Below are 23,140 nucleotides of genomic sequence, written 5' to 3' on the forward strand. Positions count from 1 at the left end.
ACAAAGGGCTGCCGCTGTCATTCAAAAATATCATTTCAGGTTGTATTTTAGAAATCCGAAATTAAGCGAGACGAAAAAATCGCCACCCAAAAGCAAGGCACGGATTGATTGCAATCAACCCTGACCCGCCCCTGCCGCCGAGGCAGCAGAAAACAACTTAAAATATTCTAATCGTTGAAGTTGTTGTAAATCGAGGCGCTCTGAGCGGCGATAGCCACGGGCTGTCCGACGATCCCGAGGAACATCTTGATGTCCACGGACGGATGCCGCGAGATGTAGATGACGTCGCGGTTCTTCACAGGGAAGGTCTGACCCACGATCAGACTGTCGGGATGGCTCATATCAAACCTGTAGACAACAGGATACCGCCCGACGCTATCCGGCACCATGCCCTTGCCGAGAAGTTCATGGAAGCGCTCGGTGCCAAGCAGGCTCATGACAACGTCCGGCTCTTCGTAGCGGAACACGAAGTAGCCCTTCGCGTCGGTCGTCAGATCGTTGCCGCCACGGCCAAGAGCGACAGCTTCCAGCAGGTTGAGGTCGTTGGCGCCAAAATTGATGCGGGCATTGGCATTCGCTGAACCGAGGATCGTGAATGTCCGCGGATCCTGGGAGACAAAGATCTGGTCGCCCGGCTGAACATAGATGTCTTCAGATGGGTTCTCGATGATCGACTGCAGAAGCGCCGTGCCGGTCTTCTTGCCGCGCACGAGCGTCACATAGGCTTCATAGGGCTGCGCGCGCGATCCGCCTGCCTTTGCAAGGACTTCGGTAATTTTCTCGCTGACAAGGCTGAGCGGCACCTGAGACGGCTTGCCGACAGCGCCTGAGACTGTGACGTTTCGCGATGCCGTACTCATGCTGGTGACGATCACATCGGGCTCGACCGCTTTATTCGCCAGCGAGGCGAGAATGGCCTTTCTGGCCTCCTCAAGCGTCTTTCCGGCAAACTTGACGGAGCCAGCATAAGGGATAGCCGCCATGCCATCCGGCTGAACAACGATATCGAGATTGGTCTGCTTCGATTCCGTCGTCGAGAACAAGCCGTCGCTGCCCGCCTCGAAGATCGACACCTTCAGATGGTCACCAACGCCGATCACCACCCGCCCTACGCCGCCGCCGATACCGAAACGGCGGTTGAGCGCGGTGGCAACGTATTTCGAAACAAGGGTGGCCGAACGGCTATCGACATCAACGATGTCGAACACGGCGGTATTGCGCCGCCCAACCTCAGATGCTGAACGGCCCGCATCTTCGTTGATCGCGTCCGCGAGGGGACCCTGCGCAGGCACGGCCTGGCAACCGGCCAAAGCCAGACAGATCAATACAGCACTCGACCGAACCAATTGCATCCCCTCAACATCGACAACGCACCCCCGTGAGTTGCGCGATCGACGACTGCCAGATTCCCTTTAGACTTGCAAAGCACACTAAGTCCGCTTCAACAAGCCAATTGCAACCGTACCCCCAAAAAAGCCACAGCTGTGTTTTCCGTACCATAAGGCTGTAATATTATTGACCAGCACCTACAAGTTACGGATCGAACCTATCTACAAATTGAGTTAAAGGCGCTTTAAAACCCGCAGAGCGTGCCAAACCGTACGGAGATTGCAGCAAACAATCACTACCCGTTTTCAACGAACATTTCAGACTTCGATGATATTGCTATGTCTTATCAGGGGTGAGGAAATGTGAATGCCGGGGTTCTTTCGCAGCCGTGCCGGACGGCAGTGTCTATCGGTCATGATGCTTGGGGGCGTCCTCTGGCTGCTCGGAATCCTGTTGGAATTCGGCGATGGCCTCTCGGCCTTTGTGCAGATGTTCGATGATTACGGCGCCGAAAAGCTTGTGCTTGCCTTCGTCATCGCCGGCGCCATGAGCTTCATCTATTCGATCCTGCGCATTGCCGATCTGCGCCGCGAGATGGAGCTGCGCGCCGCCGCGCAGTTCAAGGCCGACTGGACCGCCACCCACGACCATCTGACCAAGCTGCCGAACCGCTATGCCTTCGAGCGCAAGAAGCTCGCCCGCCCGGACGCTTCCGACGAGGAGCATAACGCGGCGGCCCGCAACGTCACCGTCTTCTCGGTCGATCTCGACGGCTTCAAGAAGGTCAACGATCTCGTCGGCCATAAGGGCGGCGATATCCTGCTGATCGAGGTGGCGCGACGCATCTGTTCGCTCGGCAATGCCGATTGCGTCTATCGCTTCGGCGGCGACGAATTCGTCATCATCGGTGCCGGCATGACCGAAGAGCGCGAGAAGCATTTCGCCCGCGTGCTGATCCAGGCCGTCACAAGACCGATCAGCATCGAAGGCTTTGCCGTCGAAGTCGGCGCGAGTGTCGGCTACGAGCGCTGGACCGAAGGCAGCGAGCCGCTGGAAAATGCCGCCCACCGCGCCGATCTGGCGATGTATGAGGCGAAGTCACGCGGGCCGAACCATGCGCTCGCCTTCGAGGCATCGATGCAGGACAAGGTCGCCGAGCGCGCCTCTCTGGAGACGAAGCTGCGCACCGCCATCCAGCAGAAGGCGATCCGTCCCTTCTACCAGCCACTGATCGATCTGAAGACCGGCGATATCTGTGGCTTCGAGGCGCTGGCCCGCTGGAGCGACGATACCGGCGTCAACATCCCTCCCCCCGTCTTCATCGGCATTGCCGAGGAAACCGGGATGATCACCGAGCTCTTTGAGAACCTGCTGTCGCAGGCCTGCCGCGACGCGCTCGGCTGGCACGCCCATATCGTCCTCTCCTTCAATATCTCTCCGGTGCAGATGGAAGACCGGCTGCTCGCCTCGCGCATCCTGAAAGTGCTCGCGGCCTCCGGCCTGCCGCCGGAAAGGCTCGAGATCGAGATCACCGAGAATGCCCTCATCCAGGATCCGGCGATCGCCGCCGTCATCCTCGACGAGCTGCATGCGGCAGGCGTCCAGATCGCCCTCGACGACTTTGGCACCGGCTATTCCAGCCTCGCCCAGCTTGCCCGCTACCGCTTCGACAAGATCAAGATCGACAAGAGCTTCGTCGCCACCTACCAGGAAGACGAACGCCAGGAAAAGATCGTCCGCGCCATGCTCGGTCTCGGCCACAGCCTGAATATCAAGACGACCGCAGAAGGCATCGAGGAACACAGCCAACTCGGCTACCTGACCCGCCTCGGCTGCGACATCGGCCAGGGCTACCTCTTCGGCAAGGCAATGCCGGCGGATGAGGCTGCGGCGTTTATCGACGAGCGGATGCAGACGCTGTCGGCGGCGGGTTGAACCGCTCGCGCTCGGGCCTATCTCGACTGGCATGGCGCTCGGAATAGCAATCGGCACTGCGCTAGGCGCAGCTGTCGGCCCCTTGATCTTCGAAGATACCGCAATCGGCATCGCCGTCGGCATTGCGCTTGGCGCGGCGGCCGGAGGCTTTATGCGGAGAGGCCGATAGGTAGACATAGCGAAATCGGCCGGTGCCAGCCGTCAATGCCGATAGCGTCTTTGATTGGAGAAGATTGGTAGCGGGGGGCGGAATTGAACCGCCGACCTCAGGGTTATGAATCCTGCGCTCTCACCAACTGAGCTACCCAGCCACAACTCGAACAAGCCATTCGCAAAGCGCTCGGCCCGTCGGTGAGCGGGTTATTAAGAGCGTCTCGGCTTTGTGTCAAGCACATGAAGGAGAAAAAGGCTGCACCGCAGCATCGCCTTTCCCAAGAAATTTATGCAGCCACCGGCTGGCTCAGAAGTGCCTTCAGCGAGGCCTCGGCGGCGGGCTCACGTTCGGAGCGCTCGATGAAGCCGCCGCCGAAAACGCGGGCGTCGTCGCCGGGCGCGGAATAGAGCGCGCAGGCCTGGCCGGGCGCGATGCCGGCTTCGCCGACGGTCAGATCGACATAGATGCCCGATGCGTCGGCGCGCAGAACGGCGGGCTCCGGTATGCGGGTTGAGCGCACCTTGGCATAGCAGGCAAAGCCTTCACCGGAGGCCGCATGGATCAGGTCTTCGTCGCCCAGCCAGTTGACGTCGCGCAGATAGACGCGATGCGTTTCCAGCGCTTCCTTGGGACCGACGATGACGCGGCGCGAGCGGGCGTCGAGATAGACCACATAGAGCGGCTCGCCGGTGGCAACGCCGATGCCGCGGCGCTGGCCGATCGTGTAATGCAGGATGCCGTCATGCTGGCCGAGCACGCGGCCGTCGAGATGGACGATCTCGCCGGCAAGTGCCGCATTCGGCTTCAGCTTGTTGATGACGTCGGAATACTTGCCCTGCGGCACGAAACAGATGTCCTGGCTGTCGGCCTTCTTGGCGACGACGAGGCCCATCTCTTCGGCGAGCTTGCGGGTCTCGGCCTTCGGCAGGCCGCCGAGCGGGAAGCGCAGATAGTCGATCTGCTCCTGCGTTGTCGCAAACAGGAAGTAGCTCTGGTCGCGGTCGGCATCGGCCGGGCGGTAGAGCGCGCGGCGGCCGGGATTGCCGGGCGCCGGGTTGGGCCGCGAGCGGATATAGTGGCCGGTCGCCAGCGCATCGGCGCCGAGTTCCTTGGCGGTCTCGAGCAGATCGGCGAACTTGACCGTCTGGTTGCAGGAGACGCAGGGGATCGGCGTCTCGCCCGCGACATAGCTTTCCATGAACGGATTGATGACCGTGTCGCGGAAGCGCTTTTCGTAATCGAGCACGTAATGCGGAATGCCGAGCGTCTCGCAGACGCGGCGGGCATCGTCGATATCCTGACCGGCGCAGCAGGAACCGGCACGGTGGACGGCGGCGCCGTGATCGTAGAGCTGCAGGGTGATGCCGAGCACATCGTAGCCCTGGTGTTTCAAAATCCCGGCCACGACGGAACTGTCCACGCCGCCGGACATGGCGACGACGACACGGGTGTCTTCGGGCTTCTTGTCAAAATCCAGTGTGTTCACGAGGTACTGCCAACTCTGCGCTCAGGAAATTCGATTGTAGCGATCCGTGCCTTGCCCTGCAAATGCCCCGGATTGTGCTGCCGCCGGCGGGGTCGGCCGCCGGTCTTTCATTGGCGCTGGATATAGAAAGGAACGCCCCGTCACGCAAGGGGCGCGTAGAACGGCCTCACTCCGCTGCCTGCCTGCGCGGCACACCGTTGCCGCCAGCCATCACCGCCCTCACCTGCGGCAGCGCATGCGGATAGTCCTGCTGGATGAAATCGATCAGCTTTTCGCGGATTTCGCAGCGCAGGTCGAAGGTGCGGCCGGAATTGGACGCCGACGCGAGGATGCGGATCTCCATGACGCTCTCCTTGAAATCGGTGACGGCGACATTGACCACCCGCTTGTCCCAGAGCTTCGAGGCGGCCAGGATTTCCTCCACCTTCCTGCGGATGACCGGCACCGGTACGCTGTAATCGAGATAGAGCATGACATTGCCGATCAGCGAGGCGCTCTCGCGGGTCCAGTTCTGGGAACGGGTTCTCGATGAAGTAGCTGAGCGGCAGGATCAGCCGCCGCCAGTCCCAGATCTTCACGACGACATAGGTGGAGGTGATCTCCTCGACATTGCCCCACTCGCCCTCGACCAGCAGCGCATCGTCAATGCGGATCGGCTGGGTGATCGCCAGCTGGATACCGGCAAACAGGTTCTTCAGCACCGGCTGCAGCGCCAGACCAACGACGATACCGGCGACCCCGGCCGACGCCAGCAGGCTGACGCCATACTGCTTGACGGCATCGAAGGTCATCAGGCAGGAGGCGATCGCCACCATGACGATCAGGAGATCGGCGATCCGCTCGATGATGCGTGACTGCGTCACATGCTTGCGGGCGAGAAGATTGTCCTCGGCATCCAGCTTGAAGCGCCGGAGGTAGACGGTCATCCAGATATGCTTGGCGGTCCGCGCCATCGCCGCAACGAGAATGATGAAGGCGATCAGCAGGATGTGGCGCAGCGTCGAGGCCTGGTATTCCGTCAGTGGCGAGACGGTGGCCGCGAAGGACAGCGCCGCGGTCAGGATCGCCAGCCGCGCCACCCGCTCCAGCCGCGACACAAGGGAGCGCCAGAAGAGATCCCGCTCGGCAACGATGCGTGTCAGCAGGCGGAAGGCGAGCCGGTGGATGAAGAGCGCCAGCGCCACGACGACGGCGAAGATGACGGTGCTTGCCAGCCAGTCCGGAAGCCAGAAGCCTTGGGCGCGAATTTCGTTCACAAGGTCGGTCATGCCCCGGGAGCTAGGGTGCAGCGCAGCATAGAAAAGAGCCGGAGATCAAAAAGACTGCTCCGGCTCCGTCCGGCCATTCAGTTGTCGAGGCAGGGATCGGCGAACAGGAAGCCCTTCAGCGCGCCTGACAGCGTCTTCAGGCTGACGACGATCCAGATCATCGCAAGCGCTGCAACGAGCGCTGCGCCAAGCCAGGTCAGCAGCGGAAATGCGAGAAGCTGGCCAAGGCGCAGAGTAGCGACCGCATAGACCCCGATCGGAAAGGTGAAGGCCCACCAGCCGAGATTGAAAGGCAGCTGGCCGCCGCGGGCATGGCTTGCGGTCGTCGCAATGGCGATCGCCAGCCACCAGAGCCCGTAGCCCCAGAGAAGCACGGCACCGAGCAGGCTTGCACCGGCCATGGCGGAGGCCAGGTCGCCAAGCCCTCTTGCCGCCAGCACGCCGCCGCTATTGGCGGCAAAAAGCGCGAGGCCGAAGGCGCCGGTGCCGATCGGGCCGAGAGCGAGAAACCCGGTCGCGCCCATGCTGACCGGCGGCAGCTTGTGCAGCGCCATGCGCAGGAAGAGGATGACGAGGATACCGAGCGCCAGCGGCACCGAGCATGCCCAGAGCACGTAGCTGGTGAACAGCATGGTGAACTGCGCTCCATCCCCCGCAAGATGCGGGATCAGCAGCGCGCCGCTGCCTGCGGTGACCTCCGAGGCAACGACCGGCAGCAGCCAGACGCCGGTCATCTCATGGATCGCGTGCTGCTGGCGCGTGAACATCGCAAAGGGGATGGAGAGACCAGCGAGTACCGCCAGCACGGCATCGAGCCACCAGAGCGCTTGCGCGATCTCGATCGCCGTATCGCCCATCAGCGGCACGCCGAAGATCACGAAGCCGTTGATGATGGTCGCAAGCCCCATCGGAATGCAGCCGAAGAACATCGACAGCACCGGATGATTAAGGATGCGCCGGGCATCCGCGGGGTAGAGAACCCATTTCGCGGCATAGATCGCGGTCAGCGCCGCAAAGAGCAGGATGTTCAGGAACCAGAGCGCCTCGCCCACGCTGTAGAGCGCGGGGACTGACGGAAACTGCGCCAGACAGACACCGAGGATCCCGGTGCCCATCGTCGCCGCGAACCAGTTGGGCGTGAAATGGCGGATGATCCGCAGGCCCTCGCTGGAGATACCGTCGGTTTCGATTTTCATGAGAATGGTCATGCCGCTTGCCTCGTCTTTCTGGCATCACGAATAAACGTCTCAATTAATCGCTTCCAACGAATTGTAATTGTCATTTCATTCGATAAAATCGAACATATGACCTTGGAACAGCTCCGCATCTTTGTCGAAGTCGCCGCCCGCCAGCATGTGACGCGGGCCGCGGAACATCTGAACATGACGCAATCGGCCGTCAGCGCCGCGATCACGGCGCTGGAAACGCGCCATGGCGTGACGCTGTTCGATCGCGTCGGCCGCTCGATCGTTCTCAACCAGACCGGCCAGCTGTTCCTGAAAGAGGCGCAGCAGGTATTGGCGAGCGCCCGGGCGGCGGAAGCGGCGCTGATGGATCTCTCGGGCCTGATGCATGGCGAGCTGTCGATCGCCACCAGCCAGACGGTCGCCGCCCACTGGCTGGGCCCGAAGCTTGCCGCCTATCGCAGCCGCTATCCCGGCATCAAGCTCAATGTCGGCATCGGCAATACGGCGGACACCGCCGACGCGGTGATGAACGGCAAGGCGGAAATCGGGCTGATCGAGTGGCGGGAGGAGAGGCGCGGCGTTTCGGCCCGGCAGGTGGCGATCGACGAGATGATCGTCATCGTCGGCCGCAATCACCCCTGGGCAGATGGCAAGCCGCGCCGTGTGGAGGATTTCAAACAGACGTCCTGGGTGGTGCGCGAGGCAGGATCCGGCACGCGCCACGCCTTCGAGAGCATGATCGAGGCGAAGGGCATGACGCTTGCGGCGCTCGACGTGGCGCTGATGATGCCCGCCAACGAGCCGATCATCGGCGCCGTCGAGGCGGGATTGGGCGCGACGCTGATGTCGCGCAGCATCGCCGCGCCGTTTCTGAAGAGCGGATCGATCGCCGAAGTGGCGGTAACGCCGCTGCCGCGCCCATTCTTCCTGCTGCGGCACGAGGAGCGCTATCGCAGCAAGGCGGCGGATGCCTTCGATGCGATGATCTCAACCGTGGGCGGCGCGCTTTAGCGGCGTTTCGGCATCGATCAGCCGCTCGGCCTCGCGCTGCGGCATCGGCTTGCCGAGCAGATAGCCCTGCACCTCGGCAAAACCTTCCTGGCGCAACCGGTCCAGCTGCTCTTCGGTCTCGATGCCCTCGGCCAGCGTCACCGCGTTGAAGCCGGAGCCGATACCCGCGACGGCGCGGATGATCGCGAGATTGCCCGGATCGCTCTCCATGCCGGCGACGAAGCTGCGGTCGAGCTTGATCTTGTCGAAGGCGAAGGCGCGCAGATAGCTGAACGAGGAATAGCCGGTGCCGAAATCGTCGATGGCGATGCGGATGCCCAGCTCCTTCAGCGCCCTGAGCAGCGGCAGGCTCTGCTCGACATCGGCCAGGAAGACGGATTCGGTGATCTCGATTTCCAGCCGCTGCGGCTGCAGGCCGCTGTCGCTGAGCGCCGAGACGACGGTTGCCAACAGCGTGTTGTGGCGGAACTGACAGACCGAGAGATTGACGGCGATCTTCAGATGCTCCGGCCAGGACGCAGCGGCCCGGCAGGCCTCGCGCAGTACCCACTCCCCGATCGGCACGATCAGCCTGGTATCCTCGGCAATCGGGATGAATTCCATCGGCGCCACGAGCCCGCGGACCGGATGGCGCCAGCGGATCAGCGCCTCGAACCCGGCAAGACGCCCGGTCGCGGCCTGGACGATCGGCTGGTAGTACAGCTCGAACTGATCCTTCTCCAGCGCGTCGCGCAGCTCCGCCGTCAGCTGGTGGCGCCGTTCCGCCTCCAGCCGCATCTCGGCCTCGTAGAAGCGATAGGTCGAGCGGCCGCTTTCCTTGGCGGCGTAAAGCGCCAGGTCGGCATGGCGCATCAGCACATCGGCATCGCCCGCCTGCTGCGGCGCGAGCGCCACGCCGATCGAGCAGGTCACATGCTCGTTGCTGCCATCGAGATCGAAGGGGGCGCTGAGAACGGCAAGCAGCTGCTCGGCAAACCGCTTGGTGCGGCCGCAATCGCCGCCCTTGAGTACAACGGCAAATTCATCACCGCCGAGCCGGGCGACGAGATCGCCATCCTCGACCAGCATCTGCAGCCGTTTCGCCACCTGGCAGAGCAGAGCATCGCCGGCCGCATGCCCCTTGCTGTCGTTGATGAGCTTGAAATGATCGACATCGAGATAAAGCAGCGCCACTGGCGCCTCGGCAGTGGCCGCAACCGCGTGGCTCTCGATGAAATCCGCGAAGGCAGCGCGGTTCGGCAGCCCGGTCAGCGCGTCATGCATGGCGAGATGCGCGAGCTTCGCCTCGAAAGCGCGCTCCTCGGTCACGTCCTGCGAGATGCCAAGCAGATAACGCCGCGCCCTGCCCTCCGCCGCCGGCAGCGCCCGCTTCACCGTCTTCAGCAGGCGGTGCCCGCCGCCGCGCTTCGGCACCGTTTCTTCGAAGGTCACGGTGATATCTTCATCCAGCACCTGCCGGTCCTGCTCGCGGAAGAAGCCGGTCTTGTCGCGGAACACCATCCGATCGGTCTTGCCGACGATCTCGCGGCCCGGCATTTCGGCAATCGCCGCGCTCTGCCGGTTGAACAGCACGTAGCGCCCGTCGTCTTCCATATCCTTGACGAAGACCCCGACCGGCAGGTTGTCGACGATGCTGTCGAGCAGCGAGCGGGTATCGGTGACCTGACGCCTTGCAGCATTCACCTCGCTGCGGTCCTGTACAATGGCGAGAATGGCATCGCCGCCGTCGAACCGCACCTCGCGGCCATATGTCAGAACCTCGAATGCCTCGCCGGTCGCCTTCAGATGCGTCCAGCGCTCGGCGCGCTCGATATCGGTACGCCCCTGAACGGCAGTCATCATCCGCTCGCGCTCGGCCGGCGGGCGGATGTCGAGCACGGTCATTTCCCGGAACTGCTCGGCCGAATAGCCGTAGAGATCATGGGCGGCATTGTTGACGATGAGGAAGCGTAGCGTCCGGGGATCATAGACCCACATCGGTGACGGATGGGTTTCGAACAACGACCGGAAGTCGTCGTTCGGAACTTGAAATTCATCGGTCTTCGTCGTGGTGGGGGCCATGAAGTCTTTTCGGATACAAACAGCGGACCGCGATGTTATAACGCAAAAAGCTGAATAAATTCAAAATGATAGGATGCATAAACTTTGTGCGATCGCTTATTTAATAAGCAGCCTCGGATAGATTTATGCCGCCGGATCGCGCAAAAGATGCATAGAGGAAGTTCGATCTCTACTTTGCGCCGCTTGGCGCCCGGTCAATGCTGGTGATGCGTGCACTGGCCATGATCGGCAAGGATCTCGATCACCCGGCACTGATCGACGCGGCCGTGCCCGCAGCCCTCGACCATCACCTCGAGCTCAGCCTTCAGGGCCGTCAGGCTGCGGATGCGCTGCTCGACCTCCGCCAGCCGTGCCTTGGCAATCGCATCGGCCGAGGCGCAGGATTGATGCGGATCGTCCTGCAGGGTCAGCAGCGTCCTGATCGCATCGACCTCGAAGCCGAGCTCGCGCGCATGGCGGATGAAGGCGAGGCGCCTGACGTCCTCGGGCTCATAGGAGCGCTGGTTGCCTTCGCTGCGAACTGGCGCGGCAAGTAACCCGATGCCCTCGTAGTACCGGATGGTCGGCACCTTGACGCCGCTCTGGCGCGCAGCATCTCCGATAGTGATTTTTCTCATGATCGCCTCTTGCACCTCTAGTCGCTAGAGGATGTAGGAAGAATACCGGTAGATGACAAGGAACCGGATCATGGCTGAAACATCCCAGGCAAAATACCGCGTCGGCGGCATGGATTGCGCCTCCTGCGCATCGAAGATCGACACGGCCGTTCGCCGCCTTCCCGGCGTCGAGGATGTCGCCGTCTCGGTCACCGCGGGCACGATGACCGTCAGCCACGACGGCAGCAGCGATCTCGGCGCCATCGAAAAGAGGGTAACGGGGCTTGGCTATTCCGTCGTTCCCATGCCGCTCGGCAAGCAGAGCGCCCCTGCCCCGTCATCTCACGCACATCACGACCATGACCACGCCGGGCACGATCATTCCGACCATGACCACGACCACGCGGAAATCGAAGGGCTGCACGGCCACGACCATGCGCCGATGGACGGTCCATGGTGGAAAAGCCGCAAGGGCCAGCTCACCATCCTGTCCGGCATCGCTTTCGCAGTCGCCTATGCGGCCGGCCATCTCCTGCCGCAGATTTCTGCCTATGCCTTCACCGTCGCCATGCTGATCGGCCTTATCCCGATCGCGCGGCGCGCGGTCATGGCAGCGCTTGCCGGCACGCCCTTCTCGATCGAGATGCTGATGACCATCGCCGCCGTCGGCGCTGTCATCATCAATGCCGCCGAAGAAGCCGCGGCCGTCGTCTTCCTCTTCCTTGTCGGCGAATTGCTCGAAGGCGTTGCGGCAGGCCGCGCCCGCGCCAGCATCCAGTCGCTGACGACGCTGGTCCCGAAGAGCGCATTGCTGGAGGAAAATGGCACGACACGCGAGGTTCCCGCCGAAGCCCTCGCAATCGGCTCGATCATCCTCGTGCGCCCCGGCGACCGCATCTCCGCCGATGGCACCATCGTCTCCGGCGAAAGCGCCATCGATGAATCGCCGGTGACGGGTGAAAGCGTTCCGGTTCGCAAGAGCCCCGACGATACGGTCTTCGCCGGCACCGTGAATGGCGATACGGCGCTCCGCATCCGCGTCACCGCTGCAGCGGCCGACAATACCATCGCCCGCGTCGTCAAGCTCGTCGAGGAAGCCCAGGAATCCAAGGCGCCCACGGAGCGCTTCATCGACCGCTTCTCGCGTTATTACACGCCGGGCGTCGTCGCGGTCGCCGCCCTCGTCGCCATCCTGCCGCCGCTCATTGCCGGTGGTTCCTGGAGCGAATGGGTCTACAAGGGCCTCGCCATCCTGCTGATCGGCTGCCCCTGCGCGCTCGTTATCTCCACCCCCGCCGCCATCGCCGCCTCGCTCTCCTCTGGCGCCCGCCGCGGCCTGCTGCTGAAGGGTGGTGCGGTTCTGGAAGGTCTCGGCAAGATCACCGCCGTGGCGCTCGACAAGACTGGTACCTTGACCGAGGGAAAGCCGAAGGTCACCGACATCGTCGCCTTCGGCAGCTTCACCGAGGCGCAGGTCCTCTCGCGCGCCGCAGTGCTGGAGCGCAGCTCCAGCCACCCACTGGCGCTGGCGATCCTCAACCGCGCGGCGGCAGACAAGGTGCCGGTGCCCCCGGCCTTCGAAGTCGCCGCCATTGCCGGCAAGGGCATGACTGGCCGCGTCGGCGGCGAGCAGCTCGATCTCTTCTCTCCCGCCGCGGTTCGCGAACAACTGAGCCCGGAACAGGACAGCGCGATCCAGGCGCTGAACGATCAAGGCAAGACGGTCTCGATCCTGCTCGTCAACGGCGCGATCGCCGGCGTCATCGCCATGCGCGACGAACCGCGCGACGATGCGGCAGCCGGGCTGAAGGCGCTGACGGCGCGTGGCGTCAAGGTGGTGATGCTGACCGGCGACAACGTCCGCACCGCAAAGGCCATCGGCGAGCAGCTCGGCATCGAGGTACGCGCCGAGCTGATGCCTGAAGACAAGCAGCGGATCGTCAGCGAACTGAAGCGCGAAGGCTTCACCGTCGCCAAGGTCGGCGACGGCATCAACGACGCCCCTGCTCTTGCGGCTGCCGATATCGGCATCGCCATGGGCGGCGGCACCGATGTGGCGCTGGAAACCGCCGATGCCGCGATCCTCCACGGCCGCGTCGGTGATGTCGCCTCGATGATCGCGCTCTCGCAGCGGACGATGCGCAACATCTTCCAGAACATCACCATCGCGCTCGGTCTAAAGGCCGTGTTCCTGGTCACCACGATCAGCGGCATCACCGGCCTCTGGCCCGCGATCCTTGCCGACACCGGCGCGACGGTTCTGGTAACAATCAACGCGCTGCGTCTGTTGCGCCCGGCGCGTTAAAAACCCGAACCCGCGGAACATTTTGCCCTGTCGCGCATTCACGCTCGCGGGCGGACTGCGCCCTGGCGATTTCAGCGGGAGGACACCATGGATCGCAAAAGTCTTATGGCATTGCTGGGCATTCTGGCCGTTGCGGGCTACCAGAACCGCGACAACATCACGGCGACGCTGCGCGAGATGACCAGCGGCGGGCAGCCGCAGGGCTCCGGAGCGCAACCCGGCGGCGCGGCTCCACAGGCCGATGGCGGTCTCGGTGGCCTGCTCGGCGGCATTCTCGGCGGCGGGGATAGTGGCGGTGCCACACAGTCCGGCGGCCTTGGCGGATTGGGTGGCCTGCTCGGCGGCCTCGCCAGCACCGGCCTTGGCGATCTGCTCAAGGGCAATTCAGCCGGCGGCATCCTGAGCGGCGGCCTTGGCGGGCTGCTCGATCACTTCCAGCAGAACGGCTTCGGCGATACGGCAAACTCCTGGGTTTCCTCGGGAGAGAACAAGCCGATCGACAACGGCCAGCTCTCCCAGGCGCTCGGCCCCGACATTCTGGACGAGCTCGCCAAGGCGACCGGCCTGAACAAGGACGACCTCCTCGCCCGGCTTTCGAAGACATTGCCGCAGGCCGTCGACAGTCTGACGCCGCAGGGCCGCGTGCCTGACGCGGGCAGCATCAGCGCCTGATCCCGATCGCACGAAAAAGCCCGGCGCAGTCTCCCGCGCCGGGCTTTCCTTTGTCTTCCTGGGAGGAAAATCAGTCGACCGCGAAGACCAGCGGCTTGGCCTGGCGGATTGCCGCATTGGCCGTCAGCTTCGCCAGAACTTCATCGCTCAGCGGACCATCGACATAGAGCAGCGCAATCGCATCACCGCCCTGCTTGTCACGGCCGAGCTGGAAGTTGGCGATATTGACGCCGGCGGAGCCGAGCGTCGTGCCGATGAAGCCGATCATACCAGGGACGTCGGTATTGGTGATGTAGACCATGTGCGAACCGACATCGGCGTCGAGGTTGATGCCCTTGATCTGGATGAAGCGTGGCTTGCCATCCGAGAAGACGGTACCGGCAATCGAGCGCGTCATCGTGTCGGTCTTCACCGTCAGCTTGATATAGCCGTCATAAACGCCGGTCTTGTCCCGCTTCACTTCGGAAAGGACGATGCCCTTTTCCTTGATCATGACGGGAGCCGAAACCATGTTGACATCGGCAACCTGGCTGCGGATCAGGCCGGCCAGCGTCGCGGAGGTGAGTGCCCGCGTGTTCATGCCGGCGGTGACGCCGTCATAGAGGATCTCGATTTCCTTGATCGGCTCGTCGGTGACCTGGCCGACAAAGGCGCCGAGAACGTCGGCGAGCTTGATGAACGGCTTGAGGATCGGTGCTTCTTCAGCGGTGATCGACGGCATGTTGATGGCGTTCGAAACCGCACCCTTGACGAGGTAATCCGACATCTGCTCGGCAACCTGAAGAGCGACGTTTTCCTGGGCTTCCGTGGTCGAGGCGCCCAAATGCGGCGTGCAGACGACGTTCGGCAGACCGAAGAGCGGGCTTTCCTTGGCGGGCTCGACTTCGAAGACGTCGAAACCGGCACCGGCAACGTGACCGGACTTGATGGCCTCAGCGAGTGCAGCTTCGTCGACGAGGCCACCACGGGCGCAGTTGATGATGCGCACGCCGGGCTTGGTCTTGGCGAGGTTTTCCTTGCCGAGAATGCCGCGGGTCTTGTCGGTCATCGGAACGTGCAGGGTGATGAAATCAGCCTGGGCAAGCAGCTCGTCGAGCTCGACCTTGGTGACGCCCATTTCCTGGGCGCGTTCGGCCGAGAGGAAGGGGTCATAGGCGAGGACATGCATGCCGAGGCCGATCGCCTTCTTGCAGACGATTCCGCCGATATTGCCGGCGCCGATGACGCCGAGCGTCTTGCCGGTGATTTCGACACCCATGAACTTCGACTTTTCCCACTTGCCGGCCTGCGTCGAGGCATCGGCCTGCGGCAGCTGGCGGGCAACGGCAAACATCAGCGCGATGGCGTGTTCGGCCGTGGTGATCGAGTTGCCGAAAGGCGTGTTCATGACGATGATACCGCGGCGCGATGCGGCCGGGATATCGACATTGTCAACGCCGATGCCGGCGCGGCCGATGACCTTCAGGTTGGTCGCCGAAGCGATCAGCTTTTCGGTCGCCTTGGTGGCCGAACGGATGGCAAGACCATCATAGTTGCCGATGATTTCGGCGAGCTTGTCCTTGTCCTTGCCGAGCTGCGGCTGGAAATCGACTTCGACGCCGCGGTCACGGAAAATCTGGACGGCGGTTTCCGACAGTTCGTCGGATACGAGAACGCGAGGTGCCATTGGGGGCTTCCTTCAAAAACTTCAGCGATGGATGAAATCAGGGATGCTGGGCTCCGCCATCGAGACGGAGCCTTATGCGATCAACTCAGGCAGCAGCCTGGGAAAGCGTAGCTTTCTGCGTTTCGAAGGCCCAGGAGAGCCACGGCATCAGCTTCTGCATGTCGGATGCCTCGATCGTCGCACCGGCCCAGATGCGCAGGCCCGACGGGGCATCGCGGTAAGCGCCGATGTCATAGGCGACGCCTTCCTTTTCGAGGAGAGCGACGAGACCCTTGGCGAAATTCGCCTGGCCATCGGCGTCGAGAGCGACGACATCCTTGTCGACGATCTTCAGGCAGATGGAGGTGTTGGAAGCCGTCTCGGCCTTGACCGCCAGGTTGGCGATCCAGTCATTGGCGGCGATGAAATCGGCGATGACCTTGGTATTGGCATCGGCACGCGCCATCAGCGCCTTCAGGCCACCGAGCTTCTGGGCCCAGAGCAGCGCATCGATATAGTCTTCGACGCAGAGCATCGACGGCGTGTTGATCGTCTCGCCGGTGAAGATGCCCTCGATCAGCTTGCCGCCCGAGGTCATGCGGAAGATCTTCGGCAGCGGCCAGGCCGGCGCATAGGTCGTCAGGCGCTCGACGGCGCGCGGCGACAGGATGATGACGCCATGAGCGCCCTCGCCGCCAAGAACCTTTTGCCAGGAGAAGGTGACGACATCGAGCTTGGCGAAGTCCATGTCCTGGGCAAATGCCGAGGAGGTCGCGTCGCAGATCGTCAGGCCCTTGCGGTCGGCAGGGATGAAATCGGCGTTCGGAACGCGGACACCCGAAGTGGTGCCGTTCCAGGTGAAGACGACGTCGCGGTCGAAATCGATGGTCGAGAGATCGGGCAGCTCGCCGTAACCGGCTTCGATCTTGCGGACGTCCTTCAGCTTCAGCTGCTTGACGACGTCGGTGACCCAGCCGGCGCCGAAGCTTTCCCAGGCGACCATGTCGACGCCGCGCTCGCCGAGCAGCGACCAGAGCGCCATTTCGACGGCGCCGGTATCGGAGGCGGGAACGATGCCGATGCGGTAATCCGCGGGCACTTCCAGAATTTCACGGGTAAGATCGATGGCCTGCTTCAGCTTCGTCTTGCCGACTTTCGCGCGGTGCGAGCGGCCGAGAGGCGCGTCGGAGAGAGCATCGAGCGACCAACCGGGGCGCTTCGAGCAAGGGCCAGAAGAAAAATGGGTGTTATTCGGACGTACGTCCGGCTTTGCGGTGGCAGTGGCCATATGTATACCCTTCCAGGTAATTAGCCTCTCGTTGGGGAGAGGTGTCCCGCCGCCGTAGATACAGACGTCGCCCGTCATGGTCAACGGAGAAGTGTCGCAGCCTGAGGATTTTTTGACGCAGGCGCGACGGATGGCCACAAACGCAGAAAGCCGCCGGAAGGCGGCTTTCGCAGATCAGCCTCGATCCGACTACTTGTAAACCGGCTGCTGCAGCGGGATCGCCGGAGCGGGTTCGTAGGCAACGGGCTGCTCGCAACCGCCGAAGAGATAGCGTGCACCAGCGCGAACTTCGTGGACGTTGAAGCCCTTGTCGCGACCCGGGCCGCCGTTGTCGGCATAGCCGAACATGCTGCCGCCATCGACATGCAGGAAGCGATAGCCAACATCGGCCTTGACGTTGCAGGTGACATCGATCGCAGCACCGGCCATCAAAGCGTAGCTGAAGCGCCAGTTGCCCTTGCCATCATGCGTGACGGTCGGATCGCAGTTCGTCGGGTCGGTCACGTCGCACGAGGTGTTCCTCAGGTTCTTCCAGTTGACGTAGGTACCACCGATACCGCCGCCGACATAAGGAGTGAAGACCCCGTAGGTACCAAGGTCCACATAGGCATTGGCCATGAGGTTCCAAGCAGTACGCGACGAGCGATCGCTCGATACGCAGTCTGCTGCGACACCGCAAGAACCGCGCGTCGAGCCGTGGAAATCAGCCTCGGAGAGGTAGTCCAGCGTGAGATCGGTACGCAGGTAATTGTTGACCTGGTAACCGACACCGCCGCCGACGGTAAAGCTGTCACGCAGGTCCGAGCTGGCGAAATCAACTTCGTTGCCGTTGCTGCCCTGGAAATAGCGGGCGCCGCGCAGATCGTTGAAGCCGTAACCAACATCACCGCGCAGATACCAACCGGTCGCCTCGGTCACCGTGACTTCCGGCGGCATTTCCGGGACCGGCTCGACAGGAGCGAGATCGGCCGCCAGTGCATTCGATGTCATCAGCAGTGCGGCGAAGATGCCGGCCAAGCTTCTTTTCATGATCCACTCCAAAGAAGTTACATTGGCCCGGCACGCGCCTGCCAATCTGATACGCTTTGCATGGATAATGAACGGGAAACGTTAAAACCCGCTTAACTACGAATATTTACCGTGTTTCTTCAGGGATCGCTCACCATAGTCAGTGGCGCAAAGAAAAAGCCGGCGCTGAAAGCACCGGCTTCATGATTGGCTGGCGCGTTAGTCTTAAGCCGCGCTGCGCACGTTCGAGATCGTCCCGATCAGGTCGTTGACGATGCGCTCGATCTGAGCGCGGTCGTCGCCTTCCGCCATCACGCGGATCAGCGGCTCGGTGCCGGAGGGGCGGATGACGAGGCGGCCGTTCTTGGCGAGCTCGGCTTCGGCATCGGCGATCGCCTTCTGCACCTGGATATCCTCGAGCGGCTTGCCACCGGAGATGCGGACGTTGCGCAGCAGCTGCGGCACCGGCTCGAACCGGCGGCAGATCTCGCTGACCGTCTTGCCGGTGCGCTTGACCGCAGCCAGGATCTGCAGGGCAGCCACGAGGCCGTCGCCCGTCGTGCCGTAGTCGGACATGACGATATGGCCGGACTGTTCGCCGCCGACATTGTAATTGTGCTGGCGCATATGCTCGACGACATAGCGGTCGCCGACCTTGGTGCGGGCAAGGTTCATGCCCTTGTCTTCCAGGAAACGCTCCAGGCCGAGATTGGACATCACGGTGGCGACGATGCCGTTGCCGCGCAGCTGCTGGCTGTCGGCCCAGCTTTCGGCGATGACGGCCATCAGCTGGTCGCCGTCGACGATTGCGCCGTTTTCATCGACGATGATCACTCGGTCCGCATCGCCATCGAGCGCGATGCCGATATCGGCGCGCACTTCATCGACCTTCTTCTGCAGGGCGACAGGGCTCGTCGAGCCGCAATTGAGATTGATGTTGGTGCCATTCGGCTCGTTGCCGATCGTCACGACATCAGCGCCGAGTTCCCAGAGCGCAGCCGGAGCGACCTTGTAGGCAGCGCCATTGGCGCAGTCGATGGCGATCCTCAGGCCCTGTAGCGTCACGTCGCGCGGCAGCGTGCGCTTGGCATGCTCGATATAGCGGTCGTGAACGCCGTCGATGCGCTTGGCGCGGCCGATGTCGTCAGACTTGGCGAGCTGGCCGGAGAGATCCTTCTCGAGCAGCTCTTCGATCTGCTGCTCGATGTCGTCGGAGAGCTTGTAGCCGTCAGGGCCGAAAAGCTTGATGCCGTTGTCTTCGTAGGGGTTGTGCGAGGCCGAGATCATCACGCCGATATCGGCGCGCAGCGAGCGCGTCAGCATGGCGACGGCCGGCGTCGGGATCGGGCCGAGAACGAAGGCGTCGATGCCGGCGGCGGTGAAGCCCGCGACCATCGCATTCTCCAGCATGTAACCGGAAAGGCGGGTGTCCTTGCCGATGACCACGCGGTGGCGGTGGCTGCCGCGGCGGAAGATGGTGCCGACTGCGATGCCGACCCGCATCGCCAGATCCGGCGTCATCGGGAAGATGTTCGACTGGCCGCGAATGCCGTCCGTGCCGAAGTAACGTCTTTTCATATGTACCCCTATGCTTCCGGCGCGCCAAGAAGACGGCGCCATGTGCCAAGCAATTCCCGGCTGCGGGAGCGAATCAAATCGCTCGAAATCCACTGATGCAGCCTGCTCATGATAGCGGCATGCCACAAAACGCAGGCGCCATCACGTCAATTACGACGAAAACCGATTATATCGCGTTACTGCACAGAAAAGGCCGGATTTCCTGGGGAAACCCGGCCTCTCTTAAGCTTAGTCCGTTGTACTTTCGGTCAATGCGGCTGCGGCTCGAGGCCACCTTCGGCCTCATCGCCCTTCGACGCCGGACGGGCGCCAGCCTTCGGAACGGCCGAACCACGGCTCGGCGGCGTATCGTCGCCAAGATCGCGCGCCGGCTTTTCGCCGCGGATAAGCGCCTTGATCTCTTCGCCGGTCAGCGTTTCGTATTCCAGCAGGCCCTCGGCAATCGCGACGAACTCATCGTGATTGTCGGTCAGGATCTGGCGGGCCTCGGTATAGGCGTCTTCGATCAGGCGGCGCACTTCGCTGTCGATCTTCTGGGCCGTCGCTTCGGAGACGTTCTTCGACTGCGAAACCGAATGGCCGAGGAAGACTTCCTGCTGGTTTTCACCATAGGCGACCTGGCCGAGCACGTCGGAGAAGCCCCACTGGGTGACCATGGCGCGGGCAAGCTTGGTGGCCTGCTCGATATCGGAGGACGCACCCGAGGTGATGTTCTCCTTGCCAAAGGTCAGTTCCTCAGCGATACGGCCGCCCATCATGATGACGAGACGCGAGACCATCCACTTATAGCTCATCGAGTAGCGGTCGCCCTCGGGAAGCTGCATGACCATGCCGAGAGCACGGCCGCGCGGGATGATCGTTGCCTTGTGCAGCGGATCGGCGACGGCGACCTTGAGGGCCGTGATCGCGTGACCGGCTTCGTGATAGGCCGTGAGCTTCTTTTCCGCCTCGGTCATCGCCGAAGAGCGGCGCTCGGCGCCCATCATGATCTTGTCCTTGGCGTCTTCGAATTCCTGCATGGTGACGACGCGCTTGTTGCGGCGTGCGGCCATCAGGGCAGCTTCGTTGACGAGGTTCATCAGGTCGGCACCCGAGAAACCGGGCGTACCGCGCGCCAGCGTCTTCAGATCGACATTCGGAGCCAGCGGAACGTTGCGGGCATGAACCTTCAGGATACGTTCGCGGCCGACGATATCGGGGTTCGGAACCACGACCTGGCGGTCGAAACGGCCCGGACGCAGCAGCGCGGGATCGAGAACGTCAGGACGGTTGGTCGCAGCGATCAGGATGATGCCTTCATTGGCTTCGAAGCCGTCCATCTCGACGAGGAGCTGGTTGAGCGTCTGTTCGCGTTCGTCGTTACCGCCGCCGAGACCGGCGCCACGATGGCGGCCGACGGCGTCGATTTCGTCGATGAAGATGATGCAGGGCGCATTCTTCTTGGCCTGCTCGAACATGTCGCGGACGCGGCTTGCACCGACGCCGACGAACATTTCGACGAAGTCGGAACCCGAGATCGTGAAGAACGGCACATTGGCTTCGCCCGCAACGGAACGCGCCAGCAGCGTCTTACCGGTACCGGGGGGGCCGACGAGCAGAACGCCGCGCGGGATCTTGCCGCCGAGACGCTGGAACTTCTGCGGGTCACGCAGGAATTCGACGATTTCTTCAAGGTCCTGCTTGGCTTCGTCGACGCCAGCGACGTCTTCGAAAGTCACGCGGCCATGCGCTTCGGTCAGAAGCTTGGCCTTGGACTTGCCGAAGCCCATCGCGCCGCGCGAGCCACCCTGCATCTGACGCATGAAGAACAACCAGACGCCGAGGATCAAGAGCATCGGCAGCAGCGTGCCGAGATAGCTCAGGAAGCCGGAAGAGCCGTCGGTTTCCGGACGCGCCGAAACCAGGACGTTCTTGGTCTGCAGGCGGTCCAGCAGGCTGTCGTCGATCACAGGCGAATAGGTCTGGAAGGTGGTGCCATTTTCAACATAGCTTCCGGAGACACGGTTGCCCGTGACCACGACTTCCTTCACGCGGCCCGCATCAACCTCACGCAGGAACTGCGAATAAGGGATTTCGCGCGAGCTGGTCTGTGCCGGCGTCGTCTGGAACATGCTGAAAAGGGCGATCAGCAGAAGCGCTATGATCGCCCACAAGGCGAAATTACGTAAGTTAGGGTTCATTGAACTCCCCAGCACTGGAACAGCCGCCGTTTGGCGGCCGTCTTATTTGAACTCTAACATAGGGTTGCGCTGTGCCGTTGCCAAGGCGATCCCCTGCGTCAGGTGGTTTTTCCGTCAATAAGTCCTAAAGGCAGCGTTGGATAGGGGCGTGTTCCAAATGCCGCCGTCAGGCGCCCGGCGAAAATGAAGTCGAATCGTGTCAAAAAGCGGTCGAACGGCGCAAAATACGGTTCAAGCGCCACGGCGCCCAAAAATGCTCCGGACACATTTGCGTCATCCGCTGGAAAGATCGCCGGCTGGGCGGCAAGGGCACGCTTCAACGCCGATTTCGGCAGGCGGCTTTCGGACGGCGTTTCGGCAGCGATACCGCCGCTTTTTTCGATCCTGATCGGGAAGCTCGCGCCGTTGAAGACGCGGAACCGCCCATCCCAGATGCCGCTCGTGCCGGGAGACAGAGAGAGTGGCAAGATGCCGCGGTCTTCGCGGCTGAAATAAAGGCCATCACGGCGCTTGTCGAAGACGACGCGGCCTGCCGTCACCCTCCCCGGCTCGCCGGTCCCAAGGAAAGTCAGAAGCCGCTGCAGCGATTGCGCGCCCATCACGAAAGACTGCCCGCCGAAGACCGCACCGAGACGGCCGAGTGCATAGGCGAATGCAGGATTGCCGGCCGAGATGCCTTCGATTGCGATACGCCCGAGACCTGGGGCGCAAAGAGTGAAATGCTCCGTCAGCCAATCCGCCGCTGCATCTGCGAGCGCTGCGCGGCCTTCCGGCTGCGGCAATTCGCGAGCCACAGCATCGGCAGGCATCGCCGCACGCGTCTGGACCCGCTCATACTTCATGTCGTGATTGCTGGGATCATCCGACCAGCCGACACCGCGAGACGTGAGAAAACGTCGGATATCGCCCCGCGTGCTCGCAAGCAGCGGCCGGGCGATCCAGATGGAGCGGTCGAACAGCACCGCATCAGCAATGCCCGTATCTAGGTCGCCGGCGGAACCGCGCTTACCGCGCATGATCAGGGTTTCCCGCTGATCGTCGAGCGTATGGGCGGTGACGATGAGATCGGCGCCGAACCCGGCAGCGGTTGCGGCGAGCAGCGCATACCGCGCCTCGCGGGCGGCAGCCATGATGCCGGATTTCGGCTTGGCGCCGTGCCAGACAGCGATCCGGTGGGGGATGGAAAGCGATTGGCAGAGAGCAGCGACATCGCGCGCCTCATCCGCAGATCCGGCGCGCAGATCGTGATCGACCGTTGCAGCGCAGAGGGAAAATTTCGAATGGGGATCGGCTTTGACGGCTTCGGCAAGCGCGACGAGAAGCCCGGTGGAATCGCTGCCCCCTGAAATCGCGACGAGAATGCGCGCGGGTTCGGCAAGCGATTGGAGAAAGCGGCTGACCGCTGCCTCGGGCGACAGGGGGATTTCCGGAGACAAG

The 23,140-nt window shown here is 62.6% G+C and carries 17 protein-coding genes and 1 tRNA gene; 5 read left to right on the forward strand and 13 right to left on the reverse strand.

Translation table 11 applies throughout. The annotated features are described in order from the left end of the window. Nucleotides 1-167: 167 nt before the first annotated feature. Nucleotides 168-1,346 (reverse strand): polysaccharide biosynthesis/export family protein, encoded by a 1,179-nt coding sequence (locus ABIE40_RS15505; RefSeq protein WP_199629944.1) that lies wholly within the window; start codon nucleotides 1,344-1,346, stop codon nucleotides 168-170. Between the two features lie 349 nt (nucleotides 1,347-1,695). On the opposite strand from ABIE40_RS15505, the gene ABIE40_RS15510 reads away from it, so the two are divergent. Next, complete coding sequence (locus ABIE40_RS15510) at nucleotides 1,696-3,264, forward strand: putative bifunctional diguanylate cyclase/phosphodiesterase (protein WP_199629943.1); 1,569 nt, start codon at nucleotides 1,696-1,698, stop codon at nucleotides 3,262-3,264. 31 nt (nucleotides 3,265-3,295) lie between these two features. Continuing rightward, nucleotides 3,296-3,433 (forward strand): glycine zipper domain-containing protein, encoded by a 138-nt coding sequence (locus ABIE40_RS31035; RefSeq protein WP_502944791.1) that lies wholly within the window; start codon nucleotides 3,296-3,298, stop codon nucleotides 3,431-3,433. A 65-nt stretch (nucleotides 3,434-3,498) separates the two neighbouring features. Here ABIE40_RS31035 and ABIE40_RS15515 read toward each other — a convergent pair. The 4 genes from ABIE40_RS15515 to ABIE40_RS15530 all read right to left on the reverse strand — a co-directional run bounded on the left by ABIE40_RS15515 (nucleotide 3,499) and on the right by ABIE40_RS15530 (nucleotide 7,380). Then, nucleotides 3,499-3,575, reverse strand: a tRNA-Met gene (locus ABIE40_RS15515). A gap of 129 nt (nucleotides 3,576-3,704) precedes the next feature. Beyond that, complete coding sequence (gene mnmA / locus ABIE40_RS15520) at nucleotides 3,705-4,904, reverse strand: tRNA 2-thiouridine(34) synthase MnmA (RefSeq protein ID WP_199629942.1); 1,200 nt, start codon at nucleotides 4,902-4,904, stop codon at nucleotides 3,705-3,707. Nucleotides 4,905-5,044: 140 nt separating this feature from the next. After that, on the reverse strand, nucleotides 5,045-6,172 hold the full coding sequence (locus ABIE40_RS15525; protein WP_354541038.1) for a mechanosensitive ion channel family protein: 1,128 nt from the start codon (nucleotides 6,170-6,172) through the stop codon (nucleotides 5,045-5,047). Between the two features lie 77 nt (nucleotides 6,173-6,249). Continuing rightward, the gene (locus tag ABIE40_RS15530; RefSeq protein WP_354541039.1) at nucleotides 6,250-7,380 is read right to left on the reverse strand and encodes a TDT family transporter; all 1,131 of its coding nucleotides are present in this window, start codon (nucleotides 7,378-7,380) and stop codon (nucleotides 6,250-6,252) included. A 96-nt stretch (nucleotides 7,381-7,476) separates the two neighbouring features. On the opposite strand from ABIE40_RS15530, the gene ABIE40_RS15535 reads away from it, so the two are divergent. Continuing rightward, the gene (locus ABIE40_RS15535; RefSeq protein ID WP_199629941.1) at nucleotides 7,477-8,370 is read left to right on the forward strand and encodes a LysR family transcriptional regulator; all 894 of its coding nucleotides are present in this window, start codon (nucleotides 7,477-7,479) and stop codon (nucleotides 8,368-8,370) included. Here the strand turns inward: ABIE40_RS15535 and ABIE40_RS15540 are convergent. Together ABIE40_RS15540 and ABIE40_RS15545 are read right to left on the reverse strand one after the other, a co-directional pair. Next, a complete protein-coding gene (locus ABIE40_RS15540; protein ID WP_199629940.1) occupies nucleotides 8,347-10,431 on the reverse strand; it encodes a putative bifunctional diguanylate cyclase/phosphodiesterase in 2,085 nt (694 codons plus the stop codon). The genes ABIE40_RS15535 and ABIE40_RS15540 overlap by 24 nt on opposite strands. Nucleotides 10,432-10,625: 194 nt before the next feature. Further along, a complete protein-coding gene (locus tag ABIE40_RS15545) occupies nucleotides 10,626-11,048 on the reverse strand; it encodes a MerR family transcriptional regulator (protein WP_199629939.1) in 423 nt (140 codons plus the stop codon). Nucleotides 11,049-11,118: 70 nt separating this feature from the next. Between ABIE40_RS15545 and ABIE40_RS15550 the strand changes: the two genes are divergently transcribed. Together ABIE40_RS15550 and ABIE40_RS15555 are read left to right on the forward strand one after the other, a co-directional pair. Then, nucleotides 11,119-13,332 (forward strand): heavy metal translocating P-type ATPase, encoded by a 2,214-nt coding sequence (locus ABIE40_RS15550; protein WP_199629938.1) that lies wholly within the window; start codon nucleotides 11,119-11,121, stop codon nucleotides 13,330-13,332. Nucleotides 13,333-13,419: 87 nt separating this feature from the next. After that, complete coding sequence (locus ABIE40_RS15555) at nucleotides 13,420-14,004, forward strand: YidB family protein (RefSeq protein WP_199629937.1); 585 nt, start codon at nucleotides 13,420-13,422, stop codon at nucleotides 14,002-14,004. 70 nt (nucleotides 14,005-14,074) lie between these two features. Here the strand turns inward: ABIE40_RS15555 and serA are convergent, their stop codons facing one another. The 6 genes from serA to tilS all read right to left on the reverse strand — a co-directional run bounded on the left by serA (nucleotide 14,075) and on the right by tilS (nucleotide 23,139). Then, complete coding sequence (serA, locus tag ABIE40_RS15560) at nucleotides 14,075-15,670, reverse strand: phosphoglycerate dehydrogenase (RefSeq protein ID WP_112718873.1); 1,596 nt, start codon at nucleotides 15,668-15,670, stop codon at nucleotides 14,075-14,077. 85 nt (nucleotides 15,671-15,755) lie between these two features. Beyond that, nucleotides 15,756-16,937 (reverse strand): phosphoserine transaminase, encoded by a 1,182-nt coding sequence (locus ABIE40_RS15565; RefSeq protein WP_130281936.1) that lies wholly within the window; start codon nucleotides 16,935-16,937, stop codon nucleotides 15,756-15,758. A gap of 189 nt (nucleotides 16,938-17,126) precedes the next feature. Further along, nucleotides 17,127-17,966 (reverse strand): outer membrane protein, encoded by an 840-nt coding sequence (locus ABIE40_RS15570; protein WP_199629936.1) that lies wholly within the window; start codon nucleotides 17,964-17,966, stop codon nucleotides 17,127-17,129. A 204-nt stretch (nucleotides 17,967-18,170) separates the two neighbouring features. Next, nucleotides 18,171-19,523 carry a phosphoglucosamine mutase gene (gene glmM, locus ABIE40_RS15575; protein ID WP_112718870.1) on the reverse strand — a complete coding sequence of 451 codons (1,353 nt, stop codon included), beginning with the start codon at nucleotides 19,521-19,523 and terminating at the stop codon, nucleotides 18,171-18,173. A gap of 248 nt (nucleotides 19,524-19,771) precedes the next feature. Then, the gene (gene ftsH / locus ABIE40_RS15580) at nucleotides 19,772-21,703 is read right to left on the reverse strand and encodes an ATP-dependent zinc metalloprotease FtsH (RefSeq protein ID WP_112718869.1); all 1,932 of its coding nucleotides are present in this window, start codon (nucleotides 21,701-21,703) and stop codon (nucleotides 19,772-19,774) included. A gap of 98 nt (nucleotides 21,704-21,801) precedes the next feature. Beyond that, a complete protein-coding gene (gene tilS, locus ABIE40_RS15585) occupies nucleotides 21,802-23,139 on the reverse strand; it encodes a tRNA lysidine(34) synthetase TilS (RefSeq protein WP_199629935.1) in 1,338 nt (445 codons plus the stop codon). Nucleotide 23,140 lies beyond the last annotated feature (1 nt).

It is taken from the genome of Rhizobium sp. OAE497 (genome assembly GCF_040546565.1).
In the GTDB taxonomy this organism is placed as follows: Bacteria; Pseudomonadota; Alphaproteobacteria; order Rhizobiales; family Rhizobiaceae; genus Rhizobium.

Excerpts from the sequence above, each read along its gene's own strand:
- ABIE40_RS15510 (WP_199629943.1), top strand. The coding sequence starts at position 1,696 with ATGCCGGGGTTCTTTCGCAGCCGTGCCGGACGGCAGTGTCTATCGGTC.
- ABIE40_RS31035 (WP_502944791.1), top strand. The coding sequence starts at position 3,296 with ATGGCGCTCGGAATAGCAATCGGCACTGCGCTAGGCGCAGCTGTCGGC.
- ABIE40_RS15525 (WP_354541038.1), bottom strand. The coding sequence starts at position 6,172 with ATGACCGACCTTGTGAACGAAATTCGCGCCCAAGGCTTCTGGCTTCCG.
- ABIE40_RS15530 (WP_354541039.1), bottom strand. The coding sequence starts at position 7,380 with ATGACCATTCTCATGAAAATCGAAACCGACGGTATCTCCAGCGAGGGC.
- ABIE40_RS15535 (WP_199629941.1), top strand. The coding sequence starts at position 7,477 with ATGACCTTGGAACAGCTCCGCATCTTTGTCGAAGTCGCCGCCCGCCAG.
- ABIE40_RS15540 (WP_199629940.1), bottom strand. The coding sequence starts at position 10,431 with ATGGCCCCCACCACGACGAAGACCGATGAATTTCAAGTTCCGAACGAC.
- ABIE40_RS15545 (WP_199629939.1), bottom strand. The coding sequence starts at position 11,048 with ATGAGAAAAATCACTATCGGAGATGCTGCGCGCCAGAGCGGCGTCAAG.
- ABIE40_RS15550 (WP_199629938.1), top strand. The coding sequence starts at position 11,119 with ATGGCTGAAACATCCCAGGCAAAATACCGCGTCGGCGGCATGGATTGC.
- ABIE40_RS15555 (WP_199629937.1), top strand. The coding sequence starts at position 13,420 with ATGGATCGCAAAAGTCTTATGGCATTGCTGGGCATTCTGGCCGTTGCG.
- serA (WP_112718873.1), bottom strand. The coding sequence starts at position 15,670 with ATGGCACCTCGCGTTCTCGTATCCGACGAACTGTCGGAAACCGCCGTC.
- ABIE40_RS15565 (WP_130281936.1), bottom strand. The coding sequence starts at position 16,937 with ATGGCCACTGCCACCGCAAAGCCGGACGTACGTCCGAATAACACCCAT.
- ABIE40_RS15570 (WP_199629936.1), bottom strand. The coding sequence starts at position 17,966 with ATGAAAAGAAGCTTGGCCGGCATCTTCGCCGCACTGCTGATGACATCG.
- glmM (WP_112718870.1), bottom strand. The coding sequence starts at position 19,523 with ATGAAAAGACGTTACTTCGGCACGGACGGCATTCGCGGCCAGTCGAAC.
- ftsH (WP_112718869.1), bottom strand. The coding sequence starts at position 21,703 with ATGAACCCTAACTTACGTAATTTCGCCTTGTGGGCGATCATAGCGCTT.